The 26816-nt window shown below is 44.6% G+C and carries 20 protein-coding genes; 13 read left to right on the top strand and 7 right to left on the bottom strand.

What is annotated here, in order from left to right:
• Positions 1–92: 92 nt before the first annotated feature.
• Positions 93–1493, bottom strand: a complete 1401-nt coding sequence (gene asnS, locus L0992_06600) for an asparagine--tRNA ligase (GenBank protein XGB68350.1) — start codon at positions 1491–1493, stop codon at positions 93–95.
• Positions 1494–2212: 719 nt separating this feature from the next.
• Between asnS and L0992_06605 the strand changes: the two genes are divergently transcribed.
• On the top strand, positions 2213–3703 hold the full coding sequence (locus tag L0992_06605) for a SulP family inorganic anion transporter (protein ID XGB68351.1): 1491 nt from the start codon (positions 2213–2215) through the stop codon (positions 3701–3703).
• A gap of 113 nt (positions 3704–3816) precedes the next feature.
• Here the strand turns inward: L0992_06605 and L0992_06610 are convergent, their stop codons facing one another.
• Positions 3817–5469: a methyl-accepting chemotaxis protein gene (locus tag L0992_06610; GenBank protein ID XGB68352.1), complete on the bottom strand. Its 1653-nt coding sequence runs from the start codon at positions 5467–5469 to the stop codon at positions 3817–3819.
• Between the two features lie 524 nt (positions 5470–5993).
• Between L0992_06610 and L0992_06615 the strand changes: the two genes are divergently transcribed.
• Together L0992_06615 and L0992_06620 are read left to right on the top strand one after the other, a co-directional pair.
• Positions 5994–6191, top strand: coding sequence for a hypothetical protein (locus L0992_06615; GenBank protein XGB68353.1), 198 nt, complete (start codon positions 5994–5996; stop codon positions 6189–6191).
• 81 nt (positions 6192–6272) lie between these two features.
• Complete coding sequence (locus tag L0992_06620) at positions 6273–7415, top strand: tyrosine transporter (GenBank protein XGB68698.1); 1143 nt, start codon at positions 6273–6275, stop codon at positions 7413–7415.
• A 385-nt stretch (positions 7416–7800) separates the two neighbouring features.
• On the opposite strand, the gene L0992_06625 is transcribed toward L0992_06620, so the two are convergent.
• The 3 genes from L0992_06625 to L0992_06635 form a co-directional block, all read right to left on the bottom strand.
• On the bottom strand, positions 7801–9162 hold the full coding sequence (locus L0992_06625; protein ID XGB68354.1) for an L-serine ammonia-lyase: 1362 nt from the start codon (positions 9160–9162) through the stop codon (positions 7801–7803).
• Positions 9163–9282: 120 nt separating this feature from the next.
• Positions 9283–10536: a septum formation protein gene (locus L0992_06630; protein ID XGB68355.1), complete on the bottom strand. Its 1254-nt coding sequence runs from the start codon at positions 10534–10536 to the stop codon at positions 9283–9285.
• A 309-nt stretch (positions 10537–10845) separates the two neighbouring features.
• Positions 10846–11445 carry a CoA pyrophosphatase gene (locus tag L0992_06635; GenBank protein XGB68356.1) on the bottom strand — a complete coding sequence of 200 codons (600 nt, stop codon included), beginning with the start codon at positions 11443–11445 and terminating at the stop codon, positions 10846–10848.
• Between the two features lie 276 nt (positions 11446–11721).
• Here L0992_06635 and L0992_06640 point away from each other — a divergent pair, with 276 nt between their 5' ends.
• Entirely contained in the window at positions 11722–12264 is a 543-nt protein-coding gene (locus L0992_06640) for a heme NO-binding domain-containing protein (protein XGB68357.1), read from the top strand.
• A gap of 1 nt (position 12265) precedes the next feature.
• A complete protein-coding gene (locus tag L0992_06645; protein ID XGB68358.1) occupies positions 12266–13984 on the top strand; it encodes an ATP-binding protein in 1719 nt (572 codons plus the stop codon).
• 88 nt (positions 13985–14072) lie between these two features.
• Here L0992_06645 and pabB read toward each other — a convergent pair whose 3' ends face one another.
• Positions 14073–15446 (bottom strand): aminodeoxychorismate synthase component I, encoded by a 1374-nt coding sequence (pabB, locus tag L0992_06650; GenBank protein ID XGB68359.1) that lies wholly within the window; start codon positions 15444–15446, stop codon positions 14073–14075.
• Positions 15447–15700: 254 nt separating this feature from the next.
• On the opposite strand from pabB, the gene L0992_06655 reads away from it, so the two are divergent.
• The 8 genes from L0992_06655 to L0992_06690 all read left to right on the top strand — a co-directional run bounded on the left by L0992_06655 (position 15701) and on the right by L0992_06690 (position 23676).
• Positions 15701–17218: a fumarate hydratase gene (locus tag L0992_06655; GenBank protein XGB68360.1), complete on the top strand. Its 1518-nt coding sequence runs from the start codon at positions 15701–15703 to the stop codon at positions 17216–17218.
• Positions 17219–17382: 164 nt separating this feature from the next.
• Complete coding sequence (locus L0992_06660) at positions 17383–17568, top strand: hypothetical protein (GenBank protein ID XGB68361.1); 186 nt, start codon at positions 17383–17385, stop codon at positions 17566–17568.
• 207 nt (positions 17569–17775) lie between these two features.
• Positions 17776–19149, top strand: coding sequence for a YcjX family protein (locus L0992_06665; GenBank protein ID XGB68362.1), 1374 nt, complete (start codon positions 17776–17778; stop codon positions 19147–19149).
• 14 nt (positions 19150–19163) lie between these two features.
• Entirely contained in the window at positions 19164–20216 is a 1053-nt protein-coding gene (locus L0992_06670) for a YcjF family protein (protein ID XGB68363.1), read from the top strand.
• A 144-nt stretch (positions 20217–20360) separates the two neighbouring features.
• The gene (gene tyrR, locus L0992_06675; protein XGB68364.1) at positions 20361–21905 is read left to right on the top strand and encodes a transcriptional regulator TyrR; all 1545 of its coding nucleotides are present in this window, start codon (positions 20361–20363) and stop codon (positions 21903–21905) included.
• 18 nt (positions 21906–21923) lie between these two features.
• A complete protein-coding gene (gene rimJ, locus L0992_06680) occupies positions 21924–22511 on the top strand; it encodes a ribosomal protein S5-alanine N-acetyltransferase (GenBank protein ID XGB68365.1) in 588 nt (195 codons plus the stop codon).
• A gap of 219 nt (positions 22512–22730) precedes the next feature.
• Positions 22731–23204 carry a DUF2947 domain-containing protein gene (locus tag L0992_06685; protein ID XGB68366.1) on the top strand — a complete coding sequence of 158 codons (474 nt, stop codon included), beginning with the start codon at positions 22731–22733 and terminating at the stop codon, positions 23202–23204.
• Positions 23205–23460: 256 nt separating this feature from the next.
• Positions 23461–23676 (top strand): hypothetical protein, encoded by a 216-nt coding sequence (locus L0992_06690; GenBank protein XGB68367.1) that lies wholly within the window; start codon positions 23461–23463, stop codon positions 23674–23676.
• A gap of 171 nt (positions 23677–23847) precedes the next feature.
• Here the strand turns inward: L0992_06690 and L0992_06695 are convergent, their stop codons facing one another.
• Positions 23848–26700 (bottom strand): hsp70 family protein, encoded by a 2853-nt coding sequence (locus L0992_06695; protein ID XGB68368.1) that lies wholly within the window; start codon positions 26698–26700, stop codon positions 23848–23850.
• Positions 26701–26816 lie beyond the last annotated feature (116 nt).

Genomic DNA, 26816 nt, shown 5'->3' on the forward strand with positions numbered 1-26816 from the left:
TAATCGTTTAATTTATCCCGAATATGAAAAAACCTCCGCAAGTGCGGAGGTTTTTATTTGTTCTTAACTTTTAATTTCGATTAAGTATCGAATTAGAAGTTTGCAGAGCGTGGTGTACGTGGGAACGGGATAACGTCACGAACGTTGCCCATACCAGTTACGTAAGATACTAGACGCTCGAAGCCAAGACCGAAACCAGCGTGTGGCACTGTGCCGTATTTACGTAGGTCGCGGTACCAGCTCATGTGCTCAGGGTCGATACCCATAGCAACCATGCGCTCGTCTAGAATGTCTAGACGCTCTTCACGTTGTGCACCACCGATGATTTCACCGATGCCTGGTGCAAGTACGTCCATAGCTGCAACTGTTTTGCCGTCGTCGTTTAAGCGCATGTAGAAAGCTTTGATGTCTTTCGGGTAGTTCTTAACGATAACAGGAGCTTTAAAGTGCTCTTCAGCTAGGTAACGCTCATGCTCAGAAGACATGTCGATGCCCCACTCAACGTCAAACTCAAATTTCTTACCAGAGTCTAGTAGGATTTGGATTGCGTCAGTGTAGTCAACTTGTGCGAAATCAGCGTCTACGAATTGCTCTAGACGAGTGATTGCTTGCTTGTCGATGCGAGAAGCGAAGAACTCAAGGTCGTCGCGGCGCTCTTCAAGAACAGCTGCGAAAACGTACTTAAGCATGTCTTCAGCTAGTTTCGCTACATCGTTAAGGTCTGCAAACGCAACTTCAGGCTCAACCATCCAGAACTCAGCTAGGTGGCGGCTTGTGTTTGAGTTTTCAGCACGGAACGTAGGACCGAAAGTGTAAACTTTGCTTAGTGCACAAGCGTAAGCTTCAGCATTAAGTTGGCCAGATACTGTTAGGAAAGTTTCTTTACCGAAGAAATCTTCGTTGAAATCAACTTTGCCTTCGTCAGTGCGAGGTAGGTTTTCCATGTCTAGCGTAGATACGCGGAACATTTCACCTGCGCCTTCAGCATCAGAAGCAGTAATAAGTGGAGCCGAAGTCCAGAAGAAACCTTGCTCGTGGTAGAAACGGTGAATCGCTTGCGATAGACAGTTACGTACACGTGCTACTGCGCCGATCACGTTAGTACGTGGACGTAGGTGAGCAACTTCACGAAGGTATTCGATAGAGTGACGTGTCTTAGCCATTGGGTAAGTGTCAGCATCTTCAACCCAGCCAACAACTTTAACGTCAGTTGCTGCTAGTTCGAAATCTTGACCTCTTGCAGGAGACTCAACAATCTTGCCAGTTACTTCAACAGAGCAGCCAGTTGTTAGCTTTAGTACTTCGTTTTCGTAATTATTAAGATTATTAGGGACCACGGCCTGAATCGGGTCGAAACAAGAGCCGTCATAAATGGCAAGGAAAGAGATTCCAGCTTTGGAATCACGACGTGAACGGATCCAGCCGCGAACAGTTACTTCACTGTCTACCGCTAGCTTGCCGCCAAGTACGTCTGTTACAGGCGCGTAAGTCATGTTGGTTTCATTCTCCATTGAGGGACAAATTCAACGCAATGTTTGCAACCGATTGTTTATAGTTCGCTAAATTCTGAACAAAAAACAGTCGAAACATTGGGTTGTATAAACTTTTTAAATCAATGGAACATATTACCTGTCATACAGAGAGCTTCAACCTTTATTCTTGCTTGTGGAAAGAAATATTTCGAATCAAAGCGAGAAAAATCATTGAGGGTTGGTTTTTTGTTCAATCTCACAAGGTTCTATTTCTGAAAACAGGGACTAGATATCAATATCCAGAGTACTAAAGTAAGAGAACAAACAACGAATCAAGAGCTTATCAACGGCGAATCAATGCGTACGAATCTACATTGAGCCGCACTGATGAATTGATGCGTAATCGCAATCTTTGTTTTCGATAATGGCTGTGTGATTGAGCTCAGACTCGCTCTATATTGACGCGGCTTTAGCCCACTTTGTTTAATTCAATCTCTTTGAACTGAATCAATTAAACGGCGAAGCCGATTTCCCCATCATTGAGCTGGCTATCAGCTTATGTAGAAATTCAATGAACGACCCACTAGAGGAGTTTAATATTCACGTGTTAATTACGCCGCCTTAACCCCTGCATTCTCTCTACACCCGCACTTTTCGAGCGCTCGCTCATTCATGAAAAACAGTCGATCAAATTATGTCTGAACAAGGCAGGACTGGCTGTACAAGTAAAAGAGAATTACATGCTTAATTATTTAAAAAAACACTGGTTATCTAACGTTAAAGGAGATTCATTATCTGGGATTGTGGTTGCACTCGCATTGATCCCTGAAGCCATCGCATTTTCTATTATTGCAGGCGTCGACCCTAAGGTTGGCTTGTATGCTTCATTCTGTATTTGTGTGGTCACCGCCTTAGTTGGCAGCCGTCCGGGAATGATATCTGGGGCAACAGGCGCAATGGCGCTGCTTATGGTCACGCTAGTGAAAGACTACGGACTCGAATACCTACTCGCCGCTTCATTTTTAGCTGGTTTTATTCAAATCGCAGCGGGTTATTTAAAGCTGGGTAACTTGATGAACTTTGTTTCGAAATCGGTGATCACTGGTTTTGTTAACGCACTCGCTATTCTTATCTTTATGGCTCAGCTCCCAGAGTTAATTAACGTGCCTTCGAGTGTTTATCTATTAGTTGTTCTCGGCTTAGCCATTATTTATCTGCTTCCTTATCTTCCTAAGTATGGACGTGCAATACCTTCACCTCTGGTCGCGATTGTTGTGCTTACAATCATCAGCTTGATGCTCGGTCTAGACGTTAGAACGATTGGTGATATGGGTAAGCTCCCAGATTCAATGCCTGTGTTTTTAATCCCGAACATCCCATTCACGCTTGAGACATTCGAAATCATACTGCCGTATTCTATTGCTCTTTCTGTTGTTGGTATTCTGGAGTCTTTGATGACAGCAACGATTGTCGATGACTTGACTGATACGGAAAGTAACAAGAACAATGAGTGTAAAGGGCAGGGCGCAGCCAATATTGTGGCTTCACTGTTTGGCGGTATGGCTGGCTGTGCCATGATTGGCCAATCGATCATCAACATCAAATCTGGTGGGTTAACCCGACTATCAAGCATGATCGCCGGTGTGGTTTTGCTGCTGATGGTGGTGTTTGCATCTGACTGGTTGAGATTGATACCAATGGCGGCGTTAGTGTCTGTGATGATTATGGTTTCAATTGGCACTTTCTCTTGGCGTTCTATTGTTGAACTTAAAGACCATACGCTACCTACCAATGTGACGATGTTAGCGACGGTGGTTGTGGTGGTGTTTACCCATAACCTAGCGATAGGTGTTGCGGTGGGCGTGGTTCTGTCTGCGTTATTTTATGCACATGCCAGCAAATCGATGGTCTTCATTTCTGATGAAGTGGTCACTAATAAGCTGCACACTATTCACCGAGTGAAAGGTCATGTGTTCTTTGCCTCTTCTGATGCGTTTGTCGATTTGTTTGATTACGACAATGCAACGTCGCTGGTGACAATCGATATTAGCGATGCGTCTTTTCTCGATAACACTTCAGTTGAAGCGCTCGATAAAGTGGTATTCAAGTTCCGTAAGAAAGGGGCTTATGTAGAAGTCTCTGGAATGGATACTGTGAGTGCGAACCTCATCTTCAAACATGCGATGTATCATAAGCATAAAGACTTAACGGCGGTTTCAATTACGCACTAGTCATTGTTTGGTTTGAGTCCAATCTCGAACTCTCAGCAAAGACAGCTAAAGAAGACAAAGCGCTCATGAAGGAGCGCTTTTTTGTGGGTCGAGAGTAAAGTAATTCAATCGACTTAAGATTTGATGTTGGTCTTTGAGCTCGGTTTTGAATTCGGCTTTGACTGAGACAAGGTGAATTGATTGATCAGTGATTCAAGATGATCAGACAGCTCTTCCAAGTCATCACTGATGTCACGGGTTTCAGCCGCAGATTGCGATGTGTTATTCGCGTGAGAAGTGATGGTTTCGACTTTCTGCTGAACATCTTTAGTAGCCTGTGTGGTGGATTGGGTTTGCTGTTGAATGTTCTGTGCATGTGCCAACACTTGCTTCATCTCTTCTACAACACTATTCATTTCAACAGACAGAGCATCGATATCGTTTGAGCTTTGATGTGCTTGTTCGCAAACATGGTCTGCCGAGTTTAATGACTCTTCGCTGCCTTGCTGGAACTGATGGATAATCGATTCGATACTGCCTGTTGCTTCTGCCGTTCTTGATGCGAGATGACGGACTTCATCAGCAACGACGGCAAAACCACGACCTTGTTCACCGGCACGCGCGGCTTCAATGGCTGCATTGAGTGCCAGAAGGTTAGTTTGATCGGCAATGCCACGAATCACACTCAATATTGAAGAGACTTCTCCGGTTTGCTCATTGAGTGTTTGTATCTTGTGCTTCACTTCTTCAATGCTGGTCACTAGGCTCTTGATTTCACTGCTTGCATCATGTGCTTGGGTAGCACTTTTGAATGCCACATCGGCGGTGTGATTGATGAGGTCGGATGCGGTTAACGTCGCTTGTTCCACATTAACCTGTTGAGCTTGAATCCCTTCAACATTGTTTTGTACCTCTGCCGTTTCATGTTGTTGATCGCTCGCCGCTTGTTCGGTAATTTGTGCAACGCTGGTCAGTTGGTTGGCCGACGCATTCAGTTTGTGCGAAGTATCTTGTACCTTCTCTAAACTGTCAGAAACCGTGCCCATAAAAGAGTTGATGGAGTTGGCGAGCGTACCGATCTCATCTTTGCTTTGTGCTAGTAAGCGAGTCGATAGGTTTTTGTCGTTGCTAACTTGCGTCATAAAACGAGAAGTCTGTTGAAGAGGGCGAACAATGATCTTACGAATCAGCCCCATCGTCAGGACAAAACCCGCAAAGGAGATCACCGCCATAATGCCAATCGCAGCCATGGTTTGAGTGTTAATCAACGAATTAACGTGGCTAAGGTTGTACTCCAAGCGAATAGCACCCAACACTTCACCTTCTGGCGCCATGTGGCATGCCACACAATTAGTGCCACGATAATTTTCGCTCGACTTCATTGGCAGGGCAATCACTAAGCCTTTACCCCAATCAGCTGAGAATGGCTCGATGACGGTTTCACCGGCTAGCGCGCGCTTATCAATATCATCAACGGGTGTTTGGTTGTCATTACCGGGGCCGTAGAGTTTGCTCACAGCATCGGCGCGTAATACACGAACGTCTTCAATACCTTCCTGTGCCAATGCTTTCTGACGCAAGGTTTCTTTCTGTGCCATGGTACCAGTCAGCATCATCATATTGAGACTATCGAAATAGTTACTCGCTTTATCATGAAGCTGTTCACTTAGTACGGAATTTACCAGCTGTTTTTGCTGTGAATATTGAAAATAGGTCGATATCGCGAGCAAAAAAGTGAATACGATGGCGAGGGCCACTAGGATTTTAAAAGTGATTGTTGAGCGCATAAGGTGTTTGTTTTTATTAATTATAATGACGCGCATACTTTACGTCTAAGAGACCCTACTACCTATGGGGTATAGTGAATTGTGTGACCACACTCCGGTTGTGGTTATGTTTCTGTGATGTAGCGAGTTGGTGTTGTAATTGATTCTGTATTTGAGGTTCAAATGAGCTCGCGTTTACTTTTGGTTTTTTGTTTGGGCATTGACAGCGAATTGTTTCGGTAAAAACGCTACTTTTGCGGCTGTCATATCTTTTGAGCGTTCTTTGTACAGACATTGTGGTTAATGGTGTTGGTGAATTTATCGTTCTGGTTTTTATCAGTAATGATTATTGTTTTATGTGGTTTGGTGGTTAATTAGTATCCAAATGGCTGTTTTGTTCAATTTAATAGCAAAAAGTGTGGCTATAGCGTTGTGTTTCGAATCTCATTCGATAAGATGAAACGACCTCTAATGCTAGAGGTAGGGCAGCAACGGATACGCTGCTTCAAATACTATGGAATGTGAATCAATTATTGGACACATACATGAAATTCAAGATTACATCGCCGATTATTGAACCTACGGAAGGTTCACCACATCAGTTAACGCTTACTCACGCTTCTCGTTTTACCTCTTTTAAGACAAGCTCCCCTTTGAACGCCCTGTTCGACAACGTCTCTGCACGCTTCTTTACCGCTTATCGCTCCTATTGTTATTCGTTTTATAACTTTATTTCTATCTGAATTCCTTTGTCATTCACTTGATGCACGAAGACTCACACCTATAAAAACTAAACAAATAAGTTAAAAATAATGAATATTAAAATGATGGGTAGCTCCCTAATTATCGCTGGTACCGCTCTCGGTGCTGGTATGCTCGCGATCCCAATGGTATTAGCTCAATTCGGATTGCTTTACGGCACATTGCTGATGGTTCTGATCTGTTTCGGTACCACTTATGCAGCTCTATTACTTCTAGAAGCGACCATCAAAGCCGGTGGCGGTCTAGGGTTGAACTCTATTGCTCGAAAGACCTTGGGCAAACAAGGCCAGTTGCTTACCAACGGCCTGCTTTATGCGTTATTGATTTGCCTATTAATGGCTTACATTTTGGGTGCGGGCGACTTGCTGAGTAAGTTACTGTCTAACTTCGGTGTAGACATTACCGCAACGTCTAGCCAAATCACGTTTACCTTGCTTGCCGGCGCTGTTGTTGCAAGTGGTACAGGTGTGATTGATAAACTGAACCGTGCATTGTTCTTCGTGATGCTAGCAAGCTTGTTTGCAACCATGGCGTTTTTGGCGCCAAGCATGACGCAAGAGAATTTGATGCAGGTAACCAGCCACAACCACGTTGACCTGATCAAAACCAGCGCAATTCTGTTCACCAGCTTTGGCTTTATGGTCGTGATTCCTACCTTGGTGTCTTACAACCACGAAGCGACAGACAAACAGCTGCGCAACATGGTGATTGTTGGTTCTCTGATTCCTCTAGTATGTTACTTATGCTGGTTGTTTGCGGTGGTAGGTAACCTGAGTGAAGAGCAATTCCGTAGCTTTAAGAATGTTTCTGATTTGATGGCGGCGTTTGAAGCTCAATCTCCTTGGGTAGGTAACGTGCTTTCTACCTTCACAGGTCTAGCCTTGCTGACTTCTTTCTTTGGTGTAGCGATGGCACTGTTCAACCAGAACAAAGACATGTTCAACCAAAACACAGCGGTGACTTACTGTATTAGCTTCATCTTGCCATTAGCAGGTTCATTGCTTGCAGCAGACAAGTTCCTACAAGTGTTGAACTACGCAGGTATTATCCTAGTGTTCTTGGCTGTGTTCGTTCCTTTGGTTATGGTTCATAAGCAGCGCTTTATGAAAATAGCGGAAGACAGATACAGCGCAGAAGGTGGCAAGCCGATGATGCTTTTCTCATTGTTGTTTGGTTGCTTCTTGCTTATCTCGCAAGTGATTTAACAAAACAATTTGGTCGGTTGAATAATTAGGGCGTGTTGACCTTTCGTGGTTAAATTTTGTTCGAGATAAAAGCGTTTTAATCGCGGCGAGGGGGAAGTAGCCTAGTCACTCTAAGCAAGTCCCCCTCAACAAAGAGTAAAACGCTTTTAGCCGAACCCTTCGGGCAGCGTTTGCTGGTCATTTCTACTATGTTATCGGCTTCTCATGTAGGCTAGCTACACATCAAAGCCTCTGCCTTGTATAAATACCCAGCAACTCGCTGCAAAAATCAGCTCGAAAGATCAACACGCCCTAGTCACCAAGCTTTAGCTTCAAAAGCTTCAGATACAAAAAAAGGAACGCATCGGCGTTCCTTTTTTATTCTCGGTTTATTAATTCAGAATGATTAACAAACAACCTTAACAGCCAAACCACCTTGAGAAGTCTCACGGTATTTAGCGTTCATGTCTTTACCTGTTTCTAGCATCGTTTCGATAACTTTATCTAGAGAAACAGTAGGAGCAGAAGAACGACGAAGTGCCATACGAGCAGAGTTGATTGCTTTCACTGCAGCAATACCGTTACGCTCGATACATGGTACTTGTACTTGGCCTGCAACTGGGTCACATGTAAGACCTAGGTTGTGTTCCATGCCAATTTCCGCAGCCATACATACTTGCTCAGGGCTACCACCCATAAGCTCAGCAAGACCAGCAGCAGCCATAGAACATGCCACACCAACTTCACCCTGACAGCCAACTTCAGCACCAGAGATAGAAGCGTTACGCTTGTAAAGACCACCGATCGCGCCAGAAGCTGCGAAGTAACGAGTGTAGTCTTTCTCTGTCACTGTTTGGATGAACTTATCGTAGTAAGCCAATACTGCAGGGATGATGCCACATGCGCCGTTTGTTGGTGCCGTTACTACACGACCACCCGCAGCGTTTTCTTCGTTTACTGCGAAAGCAAACATGTTCACCCAGTCAACAACCGTCATTGGATCGTTCGTTGTTTTCTCTGAAGTGATCAGCTGTTGACGAAGTGCTGCAGCACGACGAGGTACACGTAGTGGACCAGGCAGGATACCTTCAGTATTCATACCGCGATCCATACACTCACGCATCGTTTTCCAGATGTTTGCGAAGTAAGTACGAGACTCTTCGTCTGAGTGGAAAGCCGCTTGGTTTTTCATAACCAGTGTACTGATAGAAAGACCACTTTCTTTACACTGATTAACCAGCTCTTCAGCTGTTGTAAATTCGTAAGGTGCTTTGATTGGGTTTTCTTCTTCTTTGCCGAAGTTCTCTTCGTCAACGATGAAACCGCCACCAATTGAGTAGTAAGTTTTTGAGTATGCTACTTCGTCGTCAACCCAAGCGTGAATGCTCATGCCGTTCTCGTGTAGAGAAAGGTTGCTAGTATGGAAGTTCATACCGCCATCGCGTGGGAACGATACTGTATGACAGTGCATGCCAACAGGAAGGCGTTCAGTTTCTTCTACGCGAGCAATGAAGCCAGCAATAGAATCGATATCAACACGCTCAGGAGTATTGCCAGCAAGACCCATGATGATTGCGATATCTGTGTGGTGACCTTTCCCTGTCAGTGATAGTGATCCATATACGTCCACGGTGATTTTAGTGATGTCGCGCAATTTTCCCATTGAACGTAAGTCATCAATAAATTCTTTACCCGCTTTCATTGGTCCAACTGTGTGTGAGCTCGATGGACCAACACCGATTTTATAGATATCAAATACACTAATCATAGCGATTACCTCAAAAAGAGAGCCTCCCAAGGGGAGTAGGGAGGCTCATTTATTATCATTATATTTTGTGTCTAATCTCGCGATATAAGATGAAAGTCATCTTATAAAAAGTGCTTAAGATTAAAGAGCGCCGTAGATTACAGAACTAATAGCCGCTAGACCACATAAAGCTGTAAAGATTTGTACAGGTGCTGAAGTTTTGTACTTAGCCATTGCTGGTACTTTTTGCATCGCGAATACAGGCATTAGGAACAGGATAGCTGCAATCATTGGAGCACCCATTGTTTCAATCATACCTAGGATGCTTGGGTTAACTACCGCAACAATCCAAGTTGTAACAACGATGAACGCTAGAGATGCTTTTTCGATAGTGCTTACTGAAGAACCAGAGCGAGACTTGATTAGACCAACAAGACCTTCGTGAGCACCTAGGAAGTGACCGAAGTAGCTTGAAGTAATCGCTGCGAACGCTACTAGAGGACCCATGTAAGAGATAAGTGGAGACTCATGTACGTTTGCTAGGTAAGAAAGAACAGAGATGTTCTGTGCTTGTGCTGTTGCTAGTTGCTCTGGAGATAGAGAAAGAACTACAGAGAATACGAAGAACATTACAAAACCCATCAGCATCATTGCTGCGCCGCCAGTGATAGCGTCAGTTTTCTTAACTGCGTTTTCACCGTATACGCGGCGTTGCTCTTTAGAGAACTGTGAAATGATTGGGCTGTGGTTGAAAGAGAACACGATGATTGGAATTGCAAGCCAGATAATAGAAGGCATTGTTGACCATTCTGGGCTAACTTCCATCATTGAAGTGTTCCAGTCAGGAACTAGGTAGAAAGATAGTGCTAGTAGGATGAATACTAGTGGGTAAACCATCGCTGACGTTGCTTTAAGCATCAGCTCTTTACCGAATACAACACCCGCTGTCATAGCAAGGATAAGTGCACCAGAAAGAAGAGGACGTGGAATAGATTCCATACCCATTTGGTTTACTAGGAAAGAATCAACTGTGTTTGTGATACCAACACCGTAGATAAGAACGATTGGGTAGATAGCGAAGAAGTAAGCGAAAGTAATAATGTTTGCGCCAGTCTTACCGAAGTGTTCTTCAACTGTGTCTGTAATATCTGCTTCAGGGTTTTTAGCTGACAGTACGAAACGAGCTAGAGATTTGTGTGCGAACCAAGTCATTGGTGCTGCGATTAGAGCTAGGATAACTAATGGCCAAAAACCACCCGCACCAGCTTTGATTGGAAGAAATAGTACGCCAGCACCAACTGCTGTACCGAATAGTGATAAACACCAGGTAAAATCTTTATAGTTAAACTTGCTTGAATCTTTAACGGCATTTGCCGAAGAAGTTGTTGTGTTCATGTTAAATTACTCATTTTTTGGGAACAGGAAATAAGTCGGGGCTAATTCTGCAGAATTTTCGTCTGCAAAAAATAGATCTAAATCATGTAATGAAACGGCGTGTCACATGATATGCGAAAAACGGATTTTTGATCACGAAAATAGCGTGCCACAGGTGATTTATGTTTATGCTTGGTATTAGTTTTTTTTATGCGAAAGGGCGAGTTGTATAGATCTATAGCAGGTAAACGTTTGCGTAAAATTGCATTAATAATTCTGTTCCATACAAAGCTTGCGATTTGTTAACAGAGATTAAACAAAACGTAGTTGCTATGTAATTCGTTGCACTACATGCTGCTGCATTGATTGGATGATTTGAGCCGTAACGCCCCAAATTAGGTGCTCTTGGAAGGGCATGGCAAAAACGCGATGCTTGATTTGTTTAAAGTTGACCATATGGCTGTGTAATTTTGCTTGGTCTAAAACATAAGTGGCAGGAACCTCAAAAATAGAGGCCACTTCGTTCTCATCGATGATGGGTTTATAGTCAGGATCAACTAATGCGACAATCGGCGTAACAGAAAATTTACTAATGGTACTCAAGGCGGGTAATTGCCCAACAATTTTAACCTGATCCGATCGAATCCCCACCTCTTCGTGCAGTTCTCTTAGTGCAGTAAATTGCATCGATGGGTCGGAAAGCTCATGTTTGCCACCCGGAAAACTGACTTGCCCAGGGTGGTGCTTAAGATGTGCTGCTCTTTTAGTAAAAATGACATGTAAACCATCCTCTCTTTCAACTAAACCGACAACGACTGCTGCCTTACGAAGTTCTTCTCCACTGATGTGAGAAACACGCTCGACAGACTCAGGGTGGTAGCCAACGGCTGGCTTAAGTTGAAACTGTTGAAGGAAGTTATCTCGGTTCATATCATGCCAATATATTGATTATTATGCCTTTAAGTATAGGCATAACCTTTGGTGTGATGCCACCTAGTCGTAACAAGGGCAAGCAGCATAAAGGTTATCGGTTAGCTAGATCGCTCAATAATGTGGTTTTTTTTGCTATGTTAGAAGTGAGCATCTAGATGAATATCCGTTATCAATGTCATAAAATTAGCTACGAATCCCTACTTTTTTGATTAAGAATTTGATAACAAAGACTTAGTAGACCATTCTAAAAAGAAACAAAAGATAAGGTATGAAATGAAAGGAATCATATTCACCGAATTCTTAGAGCTTGTTGAAGATAAGTTCGGTTTAGAGCTTTTGGAAGAAGTTTTAGAAATGTCGGAAGATGAAGGGATCTATACATCGGTTGGTAGTTACGACCACAAAGATCTTGTCAGGTTGATTATCAACTTGAGTAAGAAAACCGATATTGATGCGGCCAGCTTACAACGCGTCTTTGGACAGTCAGTATTTAAGAACTTACTGGCCTCTTTACCGAATAAAGCGAGCCTTGCTCATAGCAATACCACCTTCCAATTTATTCAGCACGTAGAGCGCTACATTCACGTAGAAGTGAAGAAGCTCTATCCAGATGCTGAGCCTCCTGAATTCAGTTTTATCACCACGACCGAAGCACAGCTTGTTTTTGATTATAAAAGCGCAAGGTGTATGTCTCATGTTTGCTTAGGGCTTATTGAAGGATGCGCTGAATACCACGGAGAATCTATTGAGGTGGAAATGACGCCTCAGAATGATGACCAAAGCGTGGTTAGGTTTAATCTCAAAGTAGAAAAGTAATATGGATCTGGCATCTGCCCTAGAGAAGAAACTCAAGCGTCAAATCGCGGCGAGGAAAGCGGCTGAAGCACTGTTGGAACAGAAGAGCCTTGAACTGTTCGAGACTAACCAACAGCTTGAGCTAGCTTTGCGTCAATTAGAAAAGCGCTCCAACGCGAATATACGTCGTATTGAATTTCAAGAACAAATCGACAACCTGTTGATTGACTTCGGGCGCGCCTTTCTTCGAAGTGATTTAGATGATGTAATGCTGTCCCAACTGACCACAAACGTGACCAACAGTTACCTCATTGAAGCTAGCCGCTTGATATTGCCTTCAAAGCTGCTCCCACAACTTCTGACCTACGATTATGGTGATGCATCGGTTGGTGATTTCGACCAAGAAATTGAAGAAATCCAATGGGAAGATGATTTACTAACAGTGCCGCTTGAAGTTGAGAAGGTTATCGTTGGAGCACTAATCGTAAAGGTCAACCTATCTGAACAAGATGTCGACTTCATTGAGAGCCAACTGTTATTGGTCACAGACCTTATCTGTAGTGCTATTACTCACCAATTAGCCATAAACCGGAATATAGAATCACGTAAACGCGCGGAAGAGTCTGAGAGGGCAACGCGTGATTTCGTAGCCATGATTAACCACGAATTGAGAACACCGCTTAATGGTTTATTAGGCAGTGCGGAATTGATCAGCGATACCGAACTGAACAGTTCTCAGCGTGAGATAGTGAATAACTTAAGCCAATCTGGCGAGTTCCTAAGAACCATCATTAATGATCTACTCGATTACAGTAAAATTAATGCTGGGATGTTGGAGCTGATCCCCAAGAAATTTGCGTTGCAAGATCTAAGAAACACGATTGAAAGTATCTTCGTCAATCGTGCAATCGAGAAGCAGCTTGAATTAAATATTACTGTCGCACCTAATGTGCCTTCTCATTTCCAAGGGGATTTAGAACGCATCACTCAGCTGTTTGTGAATTTGATTGGCAATGCGATTAAGTTTACTGAAGACGGACATGTCAATGTTGATATCGAATGGGACAACGAGCATTTCGTTTTCTCTGTCGAAGATACTGGGGTTGGGATTGCCAAGTCGGCCCATAAAACGCTCTTCGAACCTTTTACACAGGCGGATAATTCAAGTAGCCGAAACTATGAAGGCACAGGGCTTGGTTTAGCGATTTGCCGTAAGTTAGTCGCTTTGATGAATGGGGATATTGGGGTGGCCAGTGTTGTGGGTACTGGCACCACCTTTACTATCTCGATTCCGCTTCAAGTGGTCGATATGCCAACAGAGAGTGACCAAGTATCGAAAGGCTTTGAATCCGAGGTCGAACTGTCTCTACTTAAAGTGCTGGTGGTCGATGATATTAAGATGAACCAGATCATCATCCAACAGATGCTGCGTAAACATGAAATTGAGCCCGCGATAGCCAGCAATGGAATAGAGGGATTAGAACTCGCTTCAGACAACGAATACGATATTGTATTTATGGACTGCAGAATGCCCGTTATGGATGGCTTTGAGGCGACAGAAAAACTCAGAGAGAAAGGCTACGCCAAATCGATTGTGGCACTGACTGCCGGAACCACATTAGAAGAGCGAGAGCGTTGTATCAAATGTGGGATGGATGACATTCTGAGCAAGCCATATACCGCCAATGACTTAAAAGAGATGCTTAAGAAGTGGGGCATGGCACCGTCCAATGCCGCCTGATGGTATCCATATATTATTTGAGACAGTAAAAAGCCGAAGTGATCATTTAGATGACTTCGGCTTTTTATGCTTTTAGCGTTTAGTTAGCTTAGTATTCTTCAAGCACGGGTAAGATACGGCTGAGCTTATCTAGCGTCTCTTGGTATTCAGAAGCGCAATCACTATCAAACACCACACCACCGCCAGCCCAAGCATAAAGCATGTTGTTCTCTGCTACTAAGGTACGAATGGTGATGCTGGTGTCCATTCTGCCGTTTCGGCTGATGTAACCAATACTGCCGCAATAAGCAGAGCGACGATGAGGCTCTAGTTCTTCAATGATCTGCATGGCGCGAACTTTAGGTGCGCCAGTAATCGAACCGCCAGGGAAGCAAGCTCTTAATAGGTCCGTTGCTGAGTACTGATAGTCCAGGTCAGCTCTTATTGTGCTCACTAAGTGATGCACAGCGGGGAAGCTTTCAATATCGAACAGTTTAGGTACATGAACGGTGCCCGGTTTTGCGACTCGGCCGATGTCATTACGAAGTAGGTCAACAATCATCAGGTTCTCTGCCTGATCTTTATCGGCACTTGCTAAGTCTTGTGCGTTCGCATCATCAATTACGTGGTCATCAGAACGAGGGCGTGTGCCTTTAATAGGCTTGGTCTCAATAACGTTATCTTTAAGTTCTAAGAAACGCTCGGGAGAGACACTGATGATGGCGCTGTCGGCTAAACGGATGAAACCAGAAAATGGCGCCGAGTTATACTGCTCAAGCTTTTCGTAGGCCAACCATTCGCTGCCTTGGTATTTGGCATTGAAGCGCTGAGCCAAGTTGATCTGATAACAGTCGCCAGATAGTAGGTACTCTTGAACGCTATCGAACTTGTCCGCGTAGTTCTGTTCGCTCATGTTCGATTGCCACGGTGTCGTTAGACGAAATTCAGCTGCGTGAGGTTTGTCTTGCTGCTCAGATAACCAATTCCAGTGAGCCTCGATGTTCTGTCCAACCACACACGCTGTTTTAAGCTTGTGATCAACCACGATAGCCCATTCATACAAACCAACCGCCATGTCGGGAGCGTCAATATCACGCTTTGCCAGAGACGGAAGTGTTTCCACTCTACGGCCTAAATCATAGCTAAAGTAGCCCAATGCGCCGCCAACAAATGGCAATTCAGGATGGTCTTTGGTTGCCGGCAATAATTGCTGCTGATATTGGTCGAGTAGTTCGAAAGGATCAGACTCTGAAACCTCGCACGTCTCATTAACATTAACGGTAGTTTTTGCACCGATCGTTTCAAAGGTGGCGATGGGTTGAGCAACTAAAATGTCGTATCGACTATCAACGTGGCTTTCTGAGGCAGAGCGTAATAGCATTGCCCACGGCAGGCTTTCAATATGAGAAAACAGCTGTTTAGCTAAAGTTGATTGATATTCAAGCGGCTTGATTTGGATAGAGCGAAATTCGTTGTTATTCATTTGTTTAATTTGTGACAAAGAGTTCGATCACTGCATGGCGTGTGAGAGGAAGCAAGAGTATCATAAATTGAAAATAAAATGGGTTCTTGATTAGAACGGAGTAATCCAAGTGGTTTAGTTTACAGCTATGCAAGCGATTGCTAAAGCAACTAAATACAGCTCAACACAATAAAAAGCTAAACCCACTAATTCGATTCGGCATAAAAAGCCAAACCGCGAACCCACATGGAACCAGAACAATAAAGAGGCATGCAATGACGGTTATTCGTAAGCAAGATGTGATCAGCAGTGTCGCTGACGCACTTCAGTACATTTCTTATTATCACCCTTTAGACTTTGTCCAAGCCCTAGAAAAAGCGTACGAGAAAGAAGAGAGCCAAGCAGCAAAAGATGCGATCGCTCAAATTCTTATCAACTCGCGTATGTCTGCGGAAGGCCATCGTCCAATTTGTCAGGATACGGGTATTGTTACTTGTTTCGTGAACATCGGTATGGATGTTAGGTGGGAAACGGATCAAACAGTACAACAGATGGTTGATGAAGGCGTTCGTCAAGCTTACAACAACCCAGATAACCCATTGCGTGCATCTGTCCTAATGGACCCTGCAGGTAAGCGTATTAATACTAAAGACAACACGCCAGCGGTTGTTCACATTAATATGGTTCCGGGCAACAAAGTTGAAATTCAAATCGCGGCGAAAGGCGGCGGTTCTGAGAACAAAACTAAGATGGTTATGCTGAACCCTTCTGACGATATTGCAGAATGGGTAGAGAAGACGCTACCAACCATGGGTGCAGGTTGGTGTCCTCCGGGCATGCTAGGCATAGGTATCGGCGGTACAGCTGAGAAAGCAGCGGTACTTGCGAAAGAATCTTTGATGGAACACATCGATATCCAAGAGCTTATCGAGAAAGGTCCTGAGAACGCAGAAGAAGAGCTTCGTCTAGACATCTTCAACCGTGTAAACAAACTGGGTATTGGTGCACAAGGTCTTGGCGGCCTAACGACTGTGGTAGATGTGAAAATCAAAACAGCACCAACACACGCAGCATCTAAGCCAGTTTGCTTAATCCCGAACTGTGCAGCAACGCGTCACGTTCACTTCACACTAGACGGCAGCGGCCCAGCAGAGCTCACGCCACCTAAGCTAGAAGAATGGCCAGACATCACTTGGGAAGCGGGTGCAAACACACGCCGCGTTAACCTTGATGAAGTCACCAAAGAAGACGTACAAGAGTGGAAGACAGGCGAGACTGTTCTTCTATCAGGTAAGATCTTAACCGGCCGTGATGCAGCTCATAAACGTATTCAAGGCATGCTAGAAAGCGGCGAAGGCTTACCAGCTGGCGTTGATTTTAAAGGCAAGTTTATCTACTACGTTGGTCCTGTTGATGCAGTTGGCGATGAAGCGGTAGGTCCTGCGGGTCCAACAACGTCAACACGTATGGATAAGTTCACAGACATGATGCTAAACGAAACAGGCATCATGGGCATGATCGGTAAAGCTGAGCGTGGTCCTGCAACGGTTGAGTCAATCAAAGAACACAAAGCGGTTTACTTGATGGCAGTCGGCGGCGCAGCTTACCTAGTCGCGAAAGCAATCAAAAAAGCACGCGTAGTAGCGTTTGAAGATCTTGGTATGGAAGCGATTTACGAGTTTGAAGTTGAAGACATGCCAGTAACGGTTGCGGTTGATTCAACGGGTGCTAACGCACACCAGATCGGTCCTGACACGTGGAAAGTGAAAATTGCTGAAGCTGAAAAAGCTTAATTAAACGAAGCCAAAAAATCGTAATTGATGTTGGCTTCACTGTTTGAATTGCAAATTTTGACAGAAAGTTAAAGACAAAAGTGCAGCATTATCTGCACTTTTGTCTTATTATCAATGATATAGTGATAAACACATCGTTTGATATAAGAACATAGGAGAGAGGAATGCCTCGTTTTATTCAGATCCTACAGATTATCTTGGCAGTGGTGATTGGTAGTTTCATTGGTTACGATTTGATCTTGCACGGAATCAGCATCTTTAACGAAAAATACGTAACTATCACATGTGTATTGTGGTTGATTTCTGAGATAACACTGTTTGTTATCTACAAGCTGATAGAAGATGATTAGTCCGACATCAACGAAAAAATTCAAAGCCCCTGATTATGAATGTAGTCAGGGGCTTTTATTCATCTAGCATTAAGAATGGGTATTGCATACTCACCAACATAAGCAAAAGAAAAGTAAAAGCATACAAACTATCCCAACAGGGAAAGAACATAGGCTTGCCTCTCTATTATCATAATCAGCTAGCCTATTTATCACGGAGTCGTTCAAATGAAACACCTAACTCAAGAAATGAGTGACTTTATTAGCAGAGGAACGGATTCTCACATTCGAGTAGCGGTCACGGGTTTGTCTCGTGCGGGTAAAACAGCTTTTATTACCTCGTTGGTTAACCAGCTTCTTCATACCTCTACTCACAAAAATTTACCGCTTCTTTCATCGGCGAGAGATGGGAGGATTATTGGCGCAAAGCGTATCCCGCAGCACAACATGATGATTCCCCGTTTCTCTTACGATGAAGCGATGGAGTCACTCACTTCTCAGCCACCAGAATGGCCAGTGCCGACGCGTGATGTTAGTGAAATTCGATTAGCGATCAAATATAAGCCGGCTAAAGGTGCAAAGAAGCTGCTGAGCAAAAACAGCACGCTTTATCTTGATATCGTTGATTATCCGGGCGAATGGTTACTCGATTTGCCACTGCTGGATATGGATTTCGAGACTTGGAGTCAGTCCCAGTTTGCGGCACTGAAAGGCGAAAGAGAAACCTATTCGCAAGAGTGGAATGTGCTGCGCGGTGACATCGACTTGTTAGCTGAAGCCGACGAAAAGAAACTGGTCGCGATTGCCGATAGCTACACTCAGTACCTTCATGCTTGTAAAAGTCGCGGACTGCACTGGGTACAACCGGGTCGATTCGTATTACCTGGTGAGCTTGAAGGCGCGCCTGTGTTGCAGTTTTTCCCGTGTGCTACACCGGAAGGTAAGTTCTCAAAAACAAGTAACTATGCTGTGCTAAAAGCGCGTTATGAAGAGTATCAACAGAAGGTCGTGAAGGCGTTCTATAAGAATCACTTTGCGACGTTCGATAGACAGATCGTGCTGGTGGACTGTTTGCAGCCACTCAATGCAGGCTACGACTCTTTCATGGATATGCGTGGCGCACTTGAGCAGTTATTGAAGAGCTTTAAGTACGGTCGAAGTAACATCTTAAGACGCTTGTTTGCGCCGAAGATCGACAAGATCTTGTTTGCAGCCACCAAAGCCGACCATGTAACACCAGACCAGCATCCAAACTTGGTGTCACTGTTACAGCAAATGGTGCACCCAGCGTGGCAACAAGCAGCGTTTGAACATATCGACATGAGCTGTATGAGCATCGCGTCTATTCAAGCGACCAGTGCCGGCTACATCTCGTCAGGTTCAGATAATGTGCCTGCGCTGCAGGGTGTGACCTTGGATAACGTGCCTCAAACCATGTATCCGGGTGAGGTGCCACGTAAGCTGCCGAACAAACAGTATTGGGAAACTAACCAGTTTGACTTCACGAGCTTTAGGCCAATGGAGCAACACTCTGATGAGCCTTGTCAGCATTTAAGAGTCGACAAGGTTTTAGAGTATCTCATTGGCGACAAGTTGAAGTAATTGAGGCAATTTAAATGAGTGAATTAAAAACAAAGCAGGTCTTTAATGAACCGTTGAAGACCTCTTTTGATGAGCAAGATAAGAGCGAAGTTAGCCCTGATTTAGGTGCTCAACAACTGTTCACAGAACAAGAAAAATTTGTTCCCGTAGCACCGCAAGTGGAAGCTGAGCTTGATGGCGAAGCTGAGCAGCAATTAGAACAAGTGATTCGACCGAGCAAAAAGAGAAAGTGGTTGGGTTCTGGCTTACTGGTTGCTTTCTCTGGTTTAGTCGGCTGGCAAGCGATTGATTCGGTAATTGCCGCGATTCAATCAGCAGACTGGCTTGCGCTAGGTTGGGCGGGTTTCATCGCTGCTATTGCTTCGTTAGGTTTAGGCGCAATAGGCAAAGAATTGTGGAAACTGCGCTCGCTGAAAGATCACTTTAGCGTGCAAGAGCAGAGTGAAGAGCTACTGCAAAGCCAAAGTGTCGGTAAGGGCAAAGCATTCTGTGAAAACATTGCCAAGCAGGGCGGCATTATTGCCGAGTCTCCAGCTTACGATAAATGGCGAAACAGCATTAACCCTGCACACAGCGATGCTGAAGTATTGGATATGTACGATGCGCTAGTCGTGAGCCAGCAAGATAAGATTGCAACTCAAATCGTGACTAAGTTCTCGACGGAATCGGCGGCCTTGGTTGCGGTTAGCCCTTTAGCGGCGGCAGATATGTTGCTGGTGGCATGGCGTAGTTTCACCATGATAGACAAGCTTGCTGATGTGTATGGTATTGAGCTTGGTTACTGGTCTCGCATTAAGTTGTTCAAGTTGGTGTTAATCAACATGGCGGCAGCGGGCGCGAGTGAACTGGCAATTGATGCGAGTATGGACTTAGTCTCGATGGATCTTGCCGGTAAAGTCTCAGCACGAGCAGGGCAGGGCCTAGGTGTTGGTATTCTGACTGCTCGACTGGGTTTAAAAGCTATGACACTGCTTCGCCCAATGCCTTGGCATAACGAGCGCAAAGTAAAACTGGCCGATATGCGAAAAGCCGTCCTTTCTGAAATAAAACGAATCACGCTGAAATAATGCATACCACTTTGAAACAAAATGTATGACATTGAGTGGTTTGCGAGCGAAGAGTAAACATATGTTTACTCTTCTTCTTGACTGAACTCAGACCTTAATTCACACTACTGTCAACTTATCCTGACACCTATAATAGGACTATTTGTGCGTCTTGAAGTATTGTGTGAAGACAGACTCGGCTTAACGCGTGAGTTGCTCGATATCTTGGCCTCAAAAAGCATTGATTTAAGAGGAATCGAAATTGATGTTAAAGGCATTATTTACCTAAACTGCCCTGATATCGATTTTGATGCTTTTAGTGAACTTATGGCTGAAATTCGCCGAATTTCAGGTGTGAAGGATGTACGTAAAATTCAATTTATGCCAAGCGAAAGGCATAACACAGAGCTGATTGCTCTGCTGGCTAACCTGCCTGATCCCGTGATTGCGATTGACCTTAAAGGCTCAGTCGACATGGCAAACCACGCTGCATTGAACCTATTCAACAAGCAAGAAGACGAAGTGATCGGTGAACCGCTATCGACATTCGTGCCTAGTTTTAACTTTGCTCGTTGGATCGAAGGCGATGTGACACGTCATCGTGAAGTTGTGGTGTTGGATGGTTTAGATTTCTCGATTGAGATCCTACCGATTTATCTTGGTGGCGACGTTAACGAAGCTGTACTGGCGAGTGCAGTAATGACGATTCGCTCTTGTAACCAAGAGATGAACACACCAGATGCCATCCCAGAACAGAACAACCTAGGCTTTGAACACTTTGTTGGTGTCTCTAATCGCCATAAAGCCTTGATCAGCCAAGCTAAGAAATTGGCGATGCTGGATCAGCCACTATTAATTGAAGGCGATACTGGTACGGGTAAAGAGATGCTGGCTAAAGCGTGTCACAACCGCTCAAACCGCTCGTCTTTCCCATTCTTGATTCTAAGCTGTGCATCGATGCCAGATGACGTAGCAGAAACCGAATTGTTTGGTCATGCTCCGGGTTCATTCAACCATGAGCAAGGTCATAAAGGTATTTTCGAACAAGCGAATGGCGGCACGGTATTTTTAGATGAGATTGGCGAAATGAGTCCGCATCTACAAATCAAACTGCTTCGTTTCCTACAGGACGGTTCATTCCGCCGTGTTGGTGAAGAAGAAGAGATGCACGCTGATGTTCGTATTATCGCGTCAACGCGTCACCGTCTTTCTGAACTTGCAGATTCGGGTTCATTCCGTGAAGACTTGTTCTACCGCTTGAATGTACTGACTCTGTCTATTCCTGCATTGCGTGAACGTTCTAACGACGTCGCACCTTTGTTGGAGCTGTTTGTTGCGAAATACGCACAACAGCTAGGCATGTTAAAACCAAAGCTAACTCAAGAGTTGATCGACCAGCTTGGTAACTACCAATGGCCGGGTAACATTCGTCAATTAGACAACATGGTTCTACGCGCACTGACAGAGCTGGATTCAGATACCTTAACGGTTGAGCAATTTCACTTACCTCAGTTAGAAACCATGACGGCAGGCATGGCGAACCTAAGCTTAGATGGTTCTCTGGATGAGATCATGAAAGACTATGAATCTCAGATTCTAGAGAAGCTTTACCAGTCGTTCCCATCAAGCCGTAAACTAGCAAAACGCTTGAATGTTTCTCACACCTCAATTGCCAACAAACTGCGCGATTACGGTATCAGAAAGAACTGATCGAATAAGAACAAGATTATGGAAGATTTGAGCACACCGGAACGCATTTATAAGCGCGATGGCAACCTGATTCTGCGCACCGCTGAGATAGACGATGCGAACATGATCAGCGAGTACTTTCAAACTAACCGAGAGTACCTTAAGCCTTGGGAGCCGATTCGCGAAGATGCGTTTTTTGATAGAACGGGTTGGGCGCAGCGCCTAATTAAGCTTAATGAGCTTCATAAAATGGGGCTTGGGTACTACTGTTTATTGATTAATGCGGACTCTAACGAAATGTTAGGGACGATTTCGTTCAGTAATTTGTCCCGTTTCCCGTTCTACGCGTGTAACGTTGGTTATTCACTCGCAGAGCGCGCTCAGGGCCACGGTTACATGCGCAGAGGCTTGTGCATGGCGAAGGACTACATGTTTGACGTGCAGAACATGCATCGCTTAATGGCGGGCTATATGCCTCACAATGAGCGAAGTGCTGGTGTGTTGGAACATCTTGGATTTGTTCGTGAAGGTTTTGCTAAAGACTACCTACAGATTAACGGTAAATGGGAAGACCATATACTGACCGCGTTAGTTAACCCGAACTGGGAAGACAGACGCAAGGTTTAGACGCAGTTGTACTTAGCACCGAGCGCATTTAGCAATATGCGTATTAAAAAATAAGCGTATTTACCAATAGGTGCATTTAACAACAAGCGCATTTAAGTAAACAAGCTAAAAACGAATTTAAAGGCAGCGAATATCAAGCGATCTCTAATCGCCGCTGCATCAAAAAGAACATATAGGCATGGTAATCCATAAGCCTGAGAAGAAATTTGAGGAATTTTGATGTCATACACAACTTTGGACGAATACCAAAGAAAATGGATTTTCACTCACCAGTCGATGCCACTACCCGCTGAGGACTTGGAAAAGATTAAACCAATGACACAGGCAAGAGCATCTCAGTTCTGGAAAGAGAACGTAAGCCCTCAAAGCCCAGACGCAGAACGACTAAGCTCGCAAGACTGGCCGAGCAAAGCATCGAACTGGAATGAAGAGATCAGCTGGATGGCACACTGGGAGGCGGATGAGCCAGAAATGCCAGAAGAGATCTTGAACTTCATTGATTGGCAAGATGACGTAACTGTTTATTTTTGTTACGAAAAATACAATGTACTTGAGACCAAATGGGCGATTTTCAAGAAGCATTGGAAGAACTTTTTGTTCTACGATGATGGCCCAATTTTACTAGGTCGCCGTCGTTCAGAAGCCCTGTGGTTTGCAACAAACGGTACTGTGAAAATCGGTAACCGTGCTTAATTACAGCATGATTTGATTAAGTCTACGTTGCATAAACAACAGATAAAAAGCGAGCATCGAGCTCGCTTTTTTTGTGCCTGTGGATCTTTAAAGATCGTTGCGAAACACCCACTGTTTGAACCCGAAAATTGAATCGAATTCCTATTCGTTTAAAAAGGGAAATTTACGAAATTGAGATCGCTATCTCATTGGCTTAGTTGAAGTTTTATGGCTTTGGGCTATCTTTATAGTACTGCCTTAGTGGAGGTGAAGTATTATGATTTGGGATACTCTCGAACGTGTAAATAAACTTCGCAAGGAAGCAATGGAGGATCCAGAGTTTTTGGATTCAGCAAAAATGCATGAGGAATGGCTTTTAAGCGAAACTCATAACCAATCTCAGAAAGGAGTCAAAGAGAAGAAACCGAAAAAACTGTCCGATATTTATGAAAATACGGATTTTCCTATCAACCCAACTGGAACGAAACATTAACAATGATTAACTGCAACACGGCTGAGGCTATTAACCCGAAAGCTGATTATCAACGACACATATCAGCCTTAAGCCACCAATAAAAAAGCCACTTTCAACGAATCGAAAGTGGCTTTTTCTTTTCTTGCTAGCTTCTTTACCATTAACAACGAAAGCTAATCGTTTTCAAACCTAGTTATTGATCAGGCTTAAGCCGCTTGGTAAAGCATCACCAAACACACGCTTAGATTCACTCTCAGACAGCTCTGTGACTTCACTGACGAGTGTTAACCAAGACTCTGGCACCTTGCTTTGCTTGAGTTTCTCAATCACTTGATTACGATAATCGTCAGAGATATCAAACTGTCGGTCGCCGGTCTTACGACAAATCATCACAGCAGCAAAGGCTATCATCTGCTCTTTCTGCCAGTTTTGCTCAAGCAGCTTCGGTAACCATTGTTCTGCTTGCTCGCGAGGAATGACACTGTGTTGGCTGCCATACAAAGGCGTTCTTGAAGCCAATCGACCTAGAGCCCACCAGTGCGCTTGCTCAAATTGATTATGGTTAATCGCTTTGCTTAGGAACCATGTCGCTAGCAGTACCTTGTCTTCCACTTCCAGTTGCTCAAGCGATGCGGCTAATCGCACCATGGCTTCATAACCATTGTCTTGTGCATCTTTTGCTGTTTTAGGGTTCTTCATTGCGCCCGGGTGAAGATACTTAGCAATGTCTGCCAAGATAGTCTCTTGCTGCTCTTGGTTTAAACCGCCTGCTACACGACGCCAGAACACCCACCAGTCAGTCCAACCTTGGTGGTTCTTAAACTGGATGTTTTGTTGGTAAAGGCCCCAGATTTGCTCGATACGCCATGAGTCCGTTGTGTCACCAAAGCCAGGACGCAGCGAGTAACCCGCTAAACGTAGCCAGTTCTTCTCGTGTGCTTCTGAGCGGCGACGACGTTTGCGACCTAATGAGAAGCTATCGAACAGGTGACGAAGGGTCGTGAAGTCCCATTCATCGCGTTTACCGAGTCGTTTCTCAAGATCTTTAGACAGAGTTTTGATCTCTTTCGATTCAGCACTCTTCTTATTGCCGCTGTATAGGCGAGAAATCAGCTCCTTACACTCATCCAATCTCGGATGAAGTTTAGAGTTATCGGATTCATCACCTTGCTTGTTTCTTACTTCAAACTCTAACAACCAACGTTTAGAGTCATCTTCTGTGCTCACACACTCCATTTTCAGTGTGCCGACTTCGGTCAACTGACAAGCAAGTAGCACTTCAACGCGCTCTTTTTGGTTGGCTTGAAGTTCTGCAGTGCCCGAACCTTCCAAGGTGGAAATGTAAGGTGGAAGAGGGGAGAACAGATCAGCATCCACATCCACCATTACACCGTTTTGGATTGCAGTGTCATGAGCGATTTGATCGTGTGTTGAAGTCAGTAGATTAAAACGAACCGGTTCGCCCAGCGTCAATGAGAAACGACGGCTGTTCAAACGGATTTCTTGACCTTCTTCAGTACCTTTGGCCAGTAGACACAGTGCCTTACCCATCTTGTTCTTTTCTTGTAGATGTAAGAAGTAAGAACGAGCAGCACCACCACCGATTTTAAGTTGTGCGCCACGGCGTGCTTTACCAAAAGCAACCGCACCTAGCGCCACTGACCAATCCGGATGAGGGTTATCTAATACTGTAATTGGAGAACCGTTCCACTTGCCCAGTAGCTGAGTAATACGCTCAGTCACCAGCTCACTGTTGAATACACCACCGTTAAGCAACACACCGACAGGGATAGCAGGCTTGGTGTCATCGAATTCAATAGAGTCAGAGTTTTCCAGTGCAGCTTTAGACACTTGTTGATGTGTCGTTAGGAACTCTGCAACGTGCTTGCTGACTGCAGGATCAGCAACATAAGGCAGGCCGAATTCAACCACGGCGCTGCGACGTTTGTCTGGTGTTTCCGTAAATTCAGAAAGAGGGAAGAAGCCTTCCAAAGCGATTTGATGAACTTCTTGTTTGGTTAAACCAATACTTTTGGTGCCGCCTAGCAGCTTCGAGCCACTACCCAGCATGGTGATCTTTACATCGTCAGGCGCATTAGCGGAAAGCAGGCTCTCTTTTGCAGCGCGAGTTTGTTGAATCAGTTTGGTTAGGCTAGAGGCGTTCAGCTTCTTGTTTTGATTGAAGCGCTGCTCTGCAAGGTGAGCGAGGGCTAAATCTAGGTTATCACCACCCAGCATTAAGTGTTCGCCAACACCGATACGGTCGAGTGCTAGCTCGTTATGACCAGCGTTACTCGCATCGTTATTTACATCGAACTTGGCTTCAATTAAGCTCAAGTCGGTAGTACCACCGCCGACATCACACACTAAGATCAATGGGATCTGCTGAAGCTCTTCCGCCGCCGTTTGTTGGTGACGAGCATACCAGTCATAACAAACCGCTTGAGGCTCTTCGAGTAATAGAATCTTACCCAAGCCAGCAAGTTCTGCGGCTTCAAGTGTCAGCTTACGTGCTGTCTCATCGAATGATGCAGGAACCGTTACAACAACGTCTTGATCTTCAAGTTTGTTGCTTGGGTTACGGTAGTTCCATGCTTGGCGAATGTGATTCAGGTAGCTCGCACTCGCAACAACCGGCGATACTTTATCAACATCGGCAGCCCCTGCCCAAGGGAGAATATCTGAGCTGCGGTCAACCGCTTGGTGAGATAACCAACTCTTGGCACTCGATACTTGGCGGCCTTCAACCTTAGCACCCAGTTCACGTGCCCATTCACCGACGATCACATTTTTAATGTCGCCTTGTACTGGGCTTGGCTCCCACGGCATCGTCAGGTCAGAAGGGGAGATTTGACCTTGTGCTGGGTGGTAACGAAATGATGGAAGTAGGGGTTTACGAACCACTTCACCGGGGCCGATGAGCTGATCGATATCGAAAAGAGAAACGGGAGCGTGTTGTAGGTCGTCGTTGATTTCACAGTAGGCAACCACAGTGTTGGTTGTGCCTAAGTCAATGCCGACTAAAAAACGAGGAGTTGCCATACAAAACCTTATTCTTCCAGAGTGATGACCAGTTTGCTGATGCTTTGGTCTTATTGTTGTTATTCGTAACGTCATTCCTGAGATACAGGCAGGACTAGGTTGGGAACGGTACTGAT

This window comes from Vibrio pomeroyi (assembly GCA_041879425.1).
Lineage (GTDB): Bacteria > Pseudomonadota > Gammaproteobacteria > Enterobacterales > Vibrionaceae > Vibrio > Vibrio pomeroyi_A.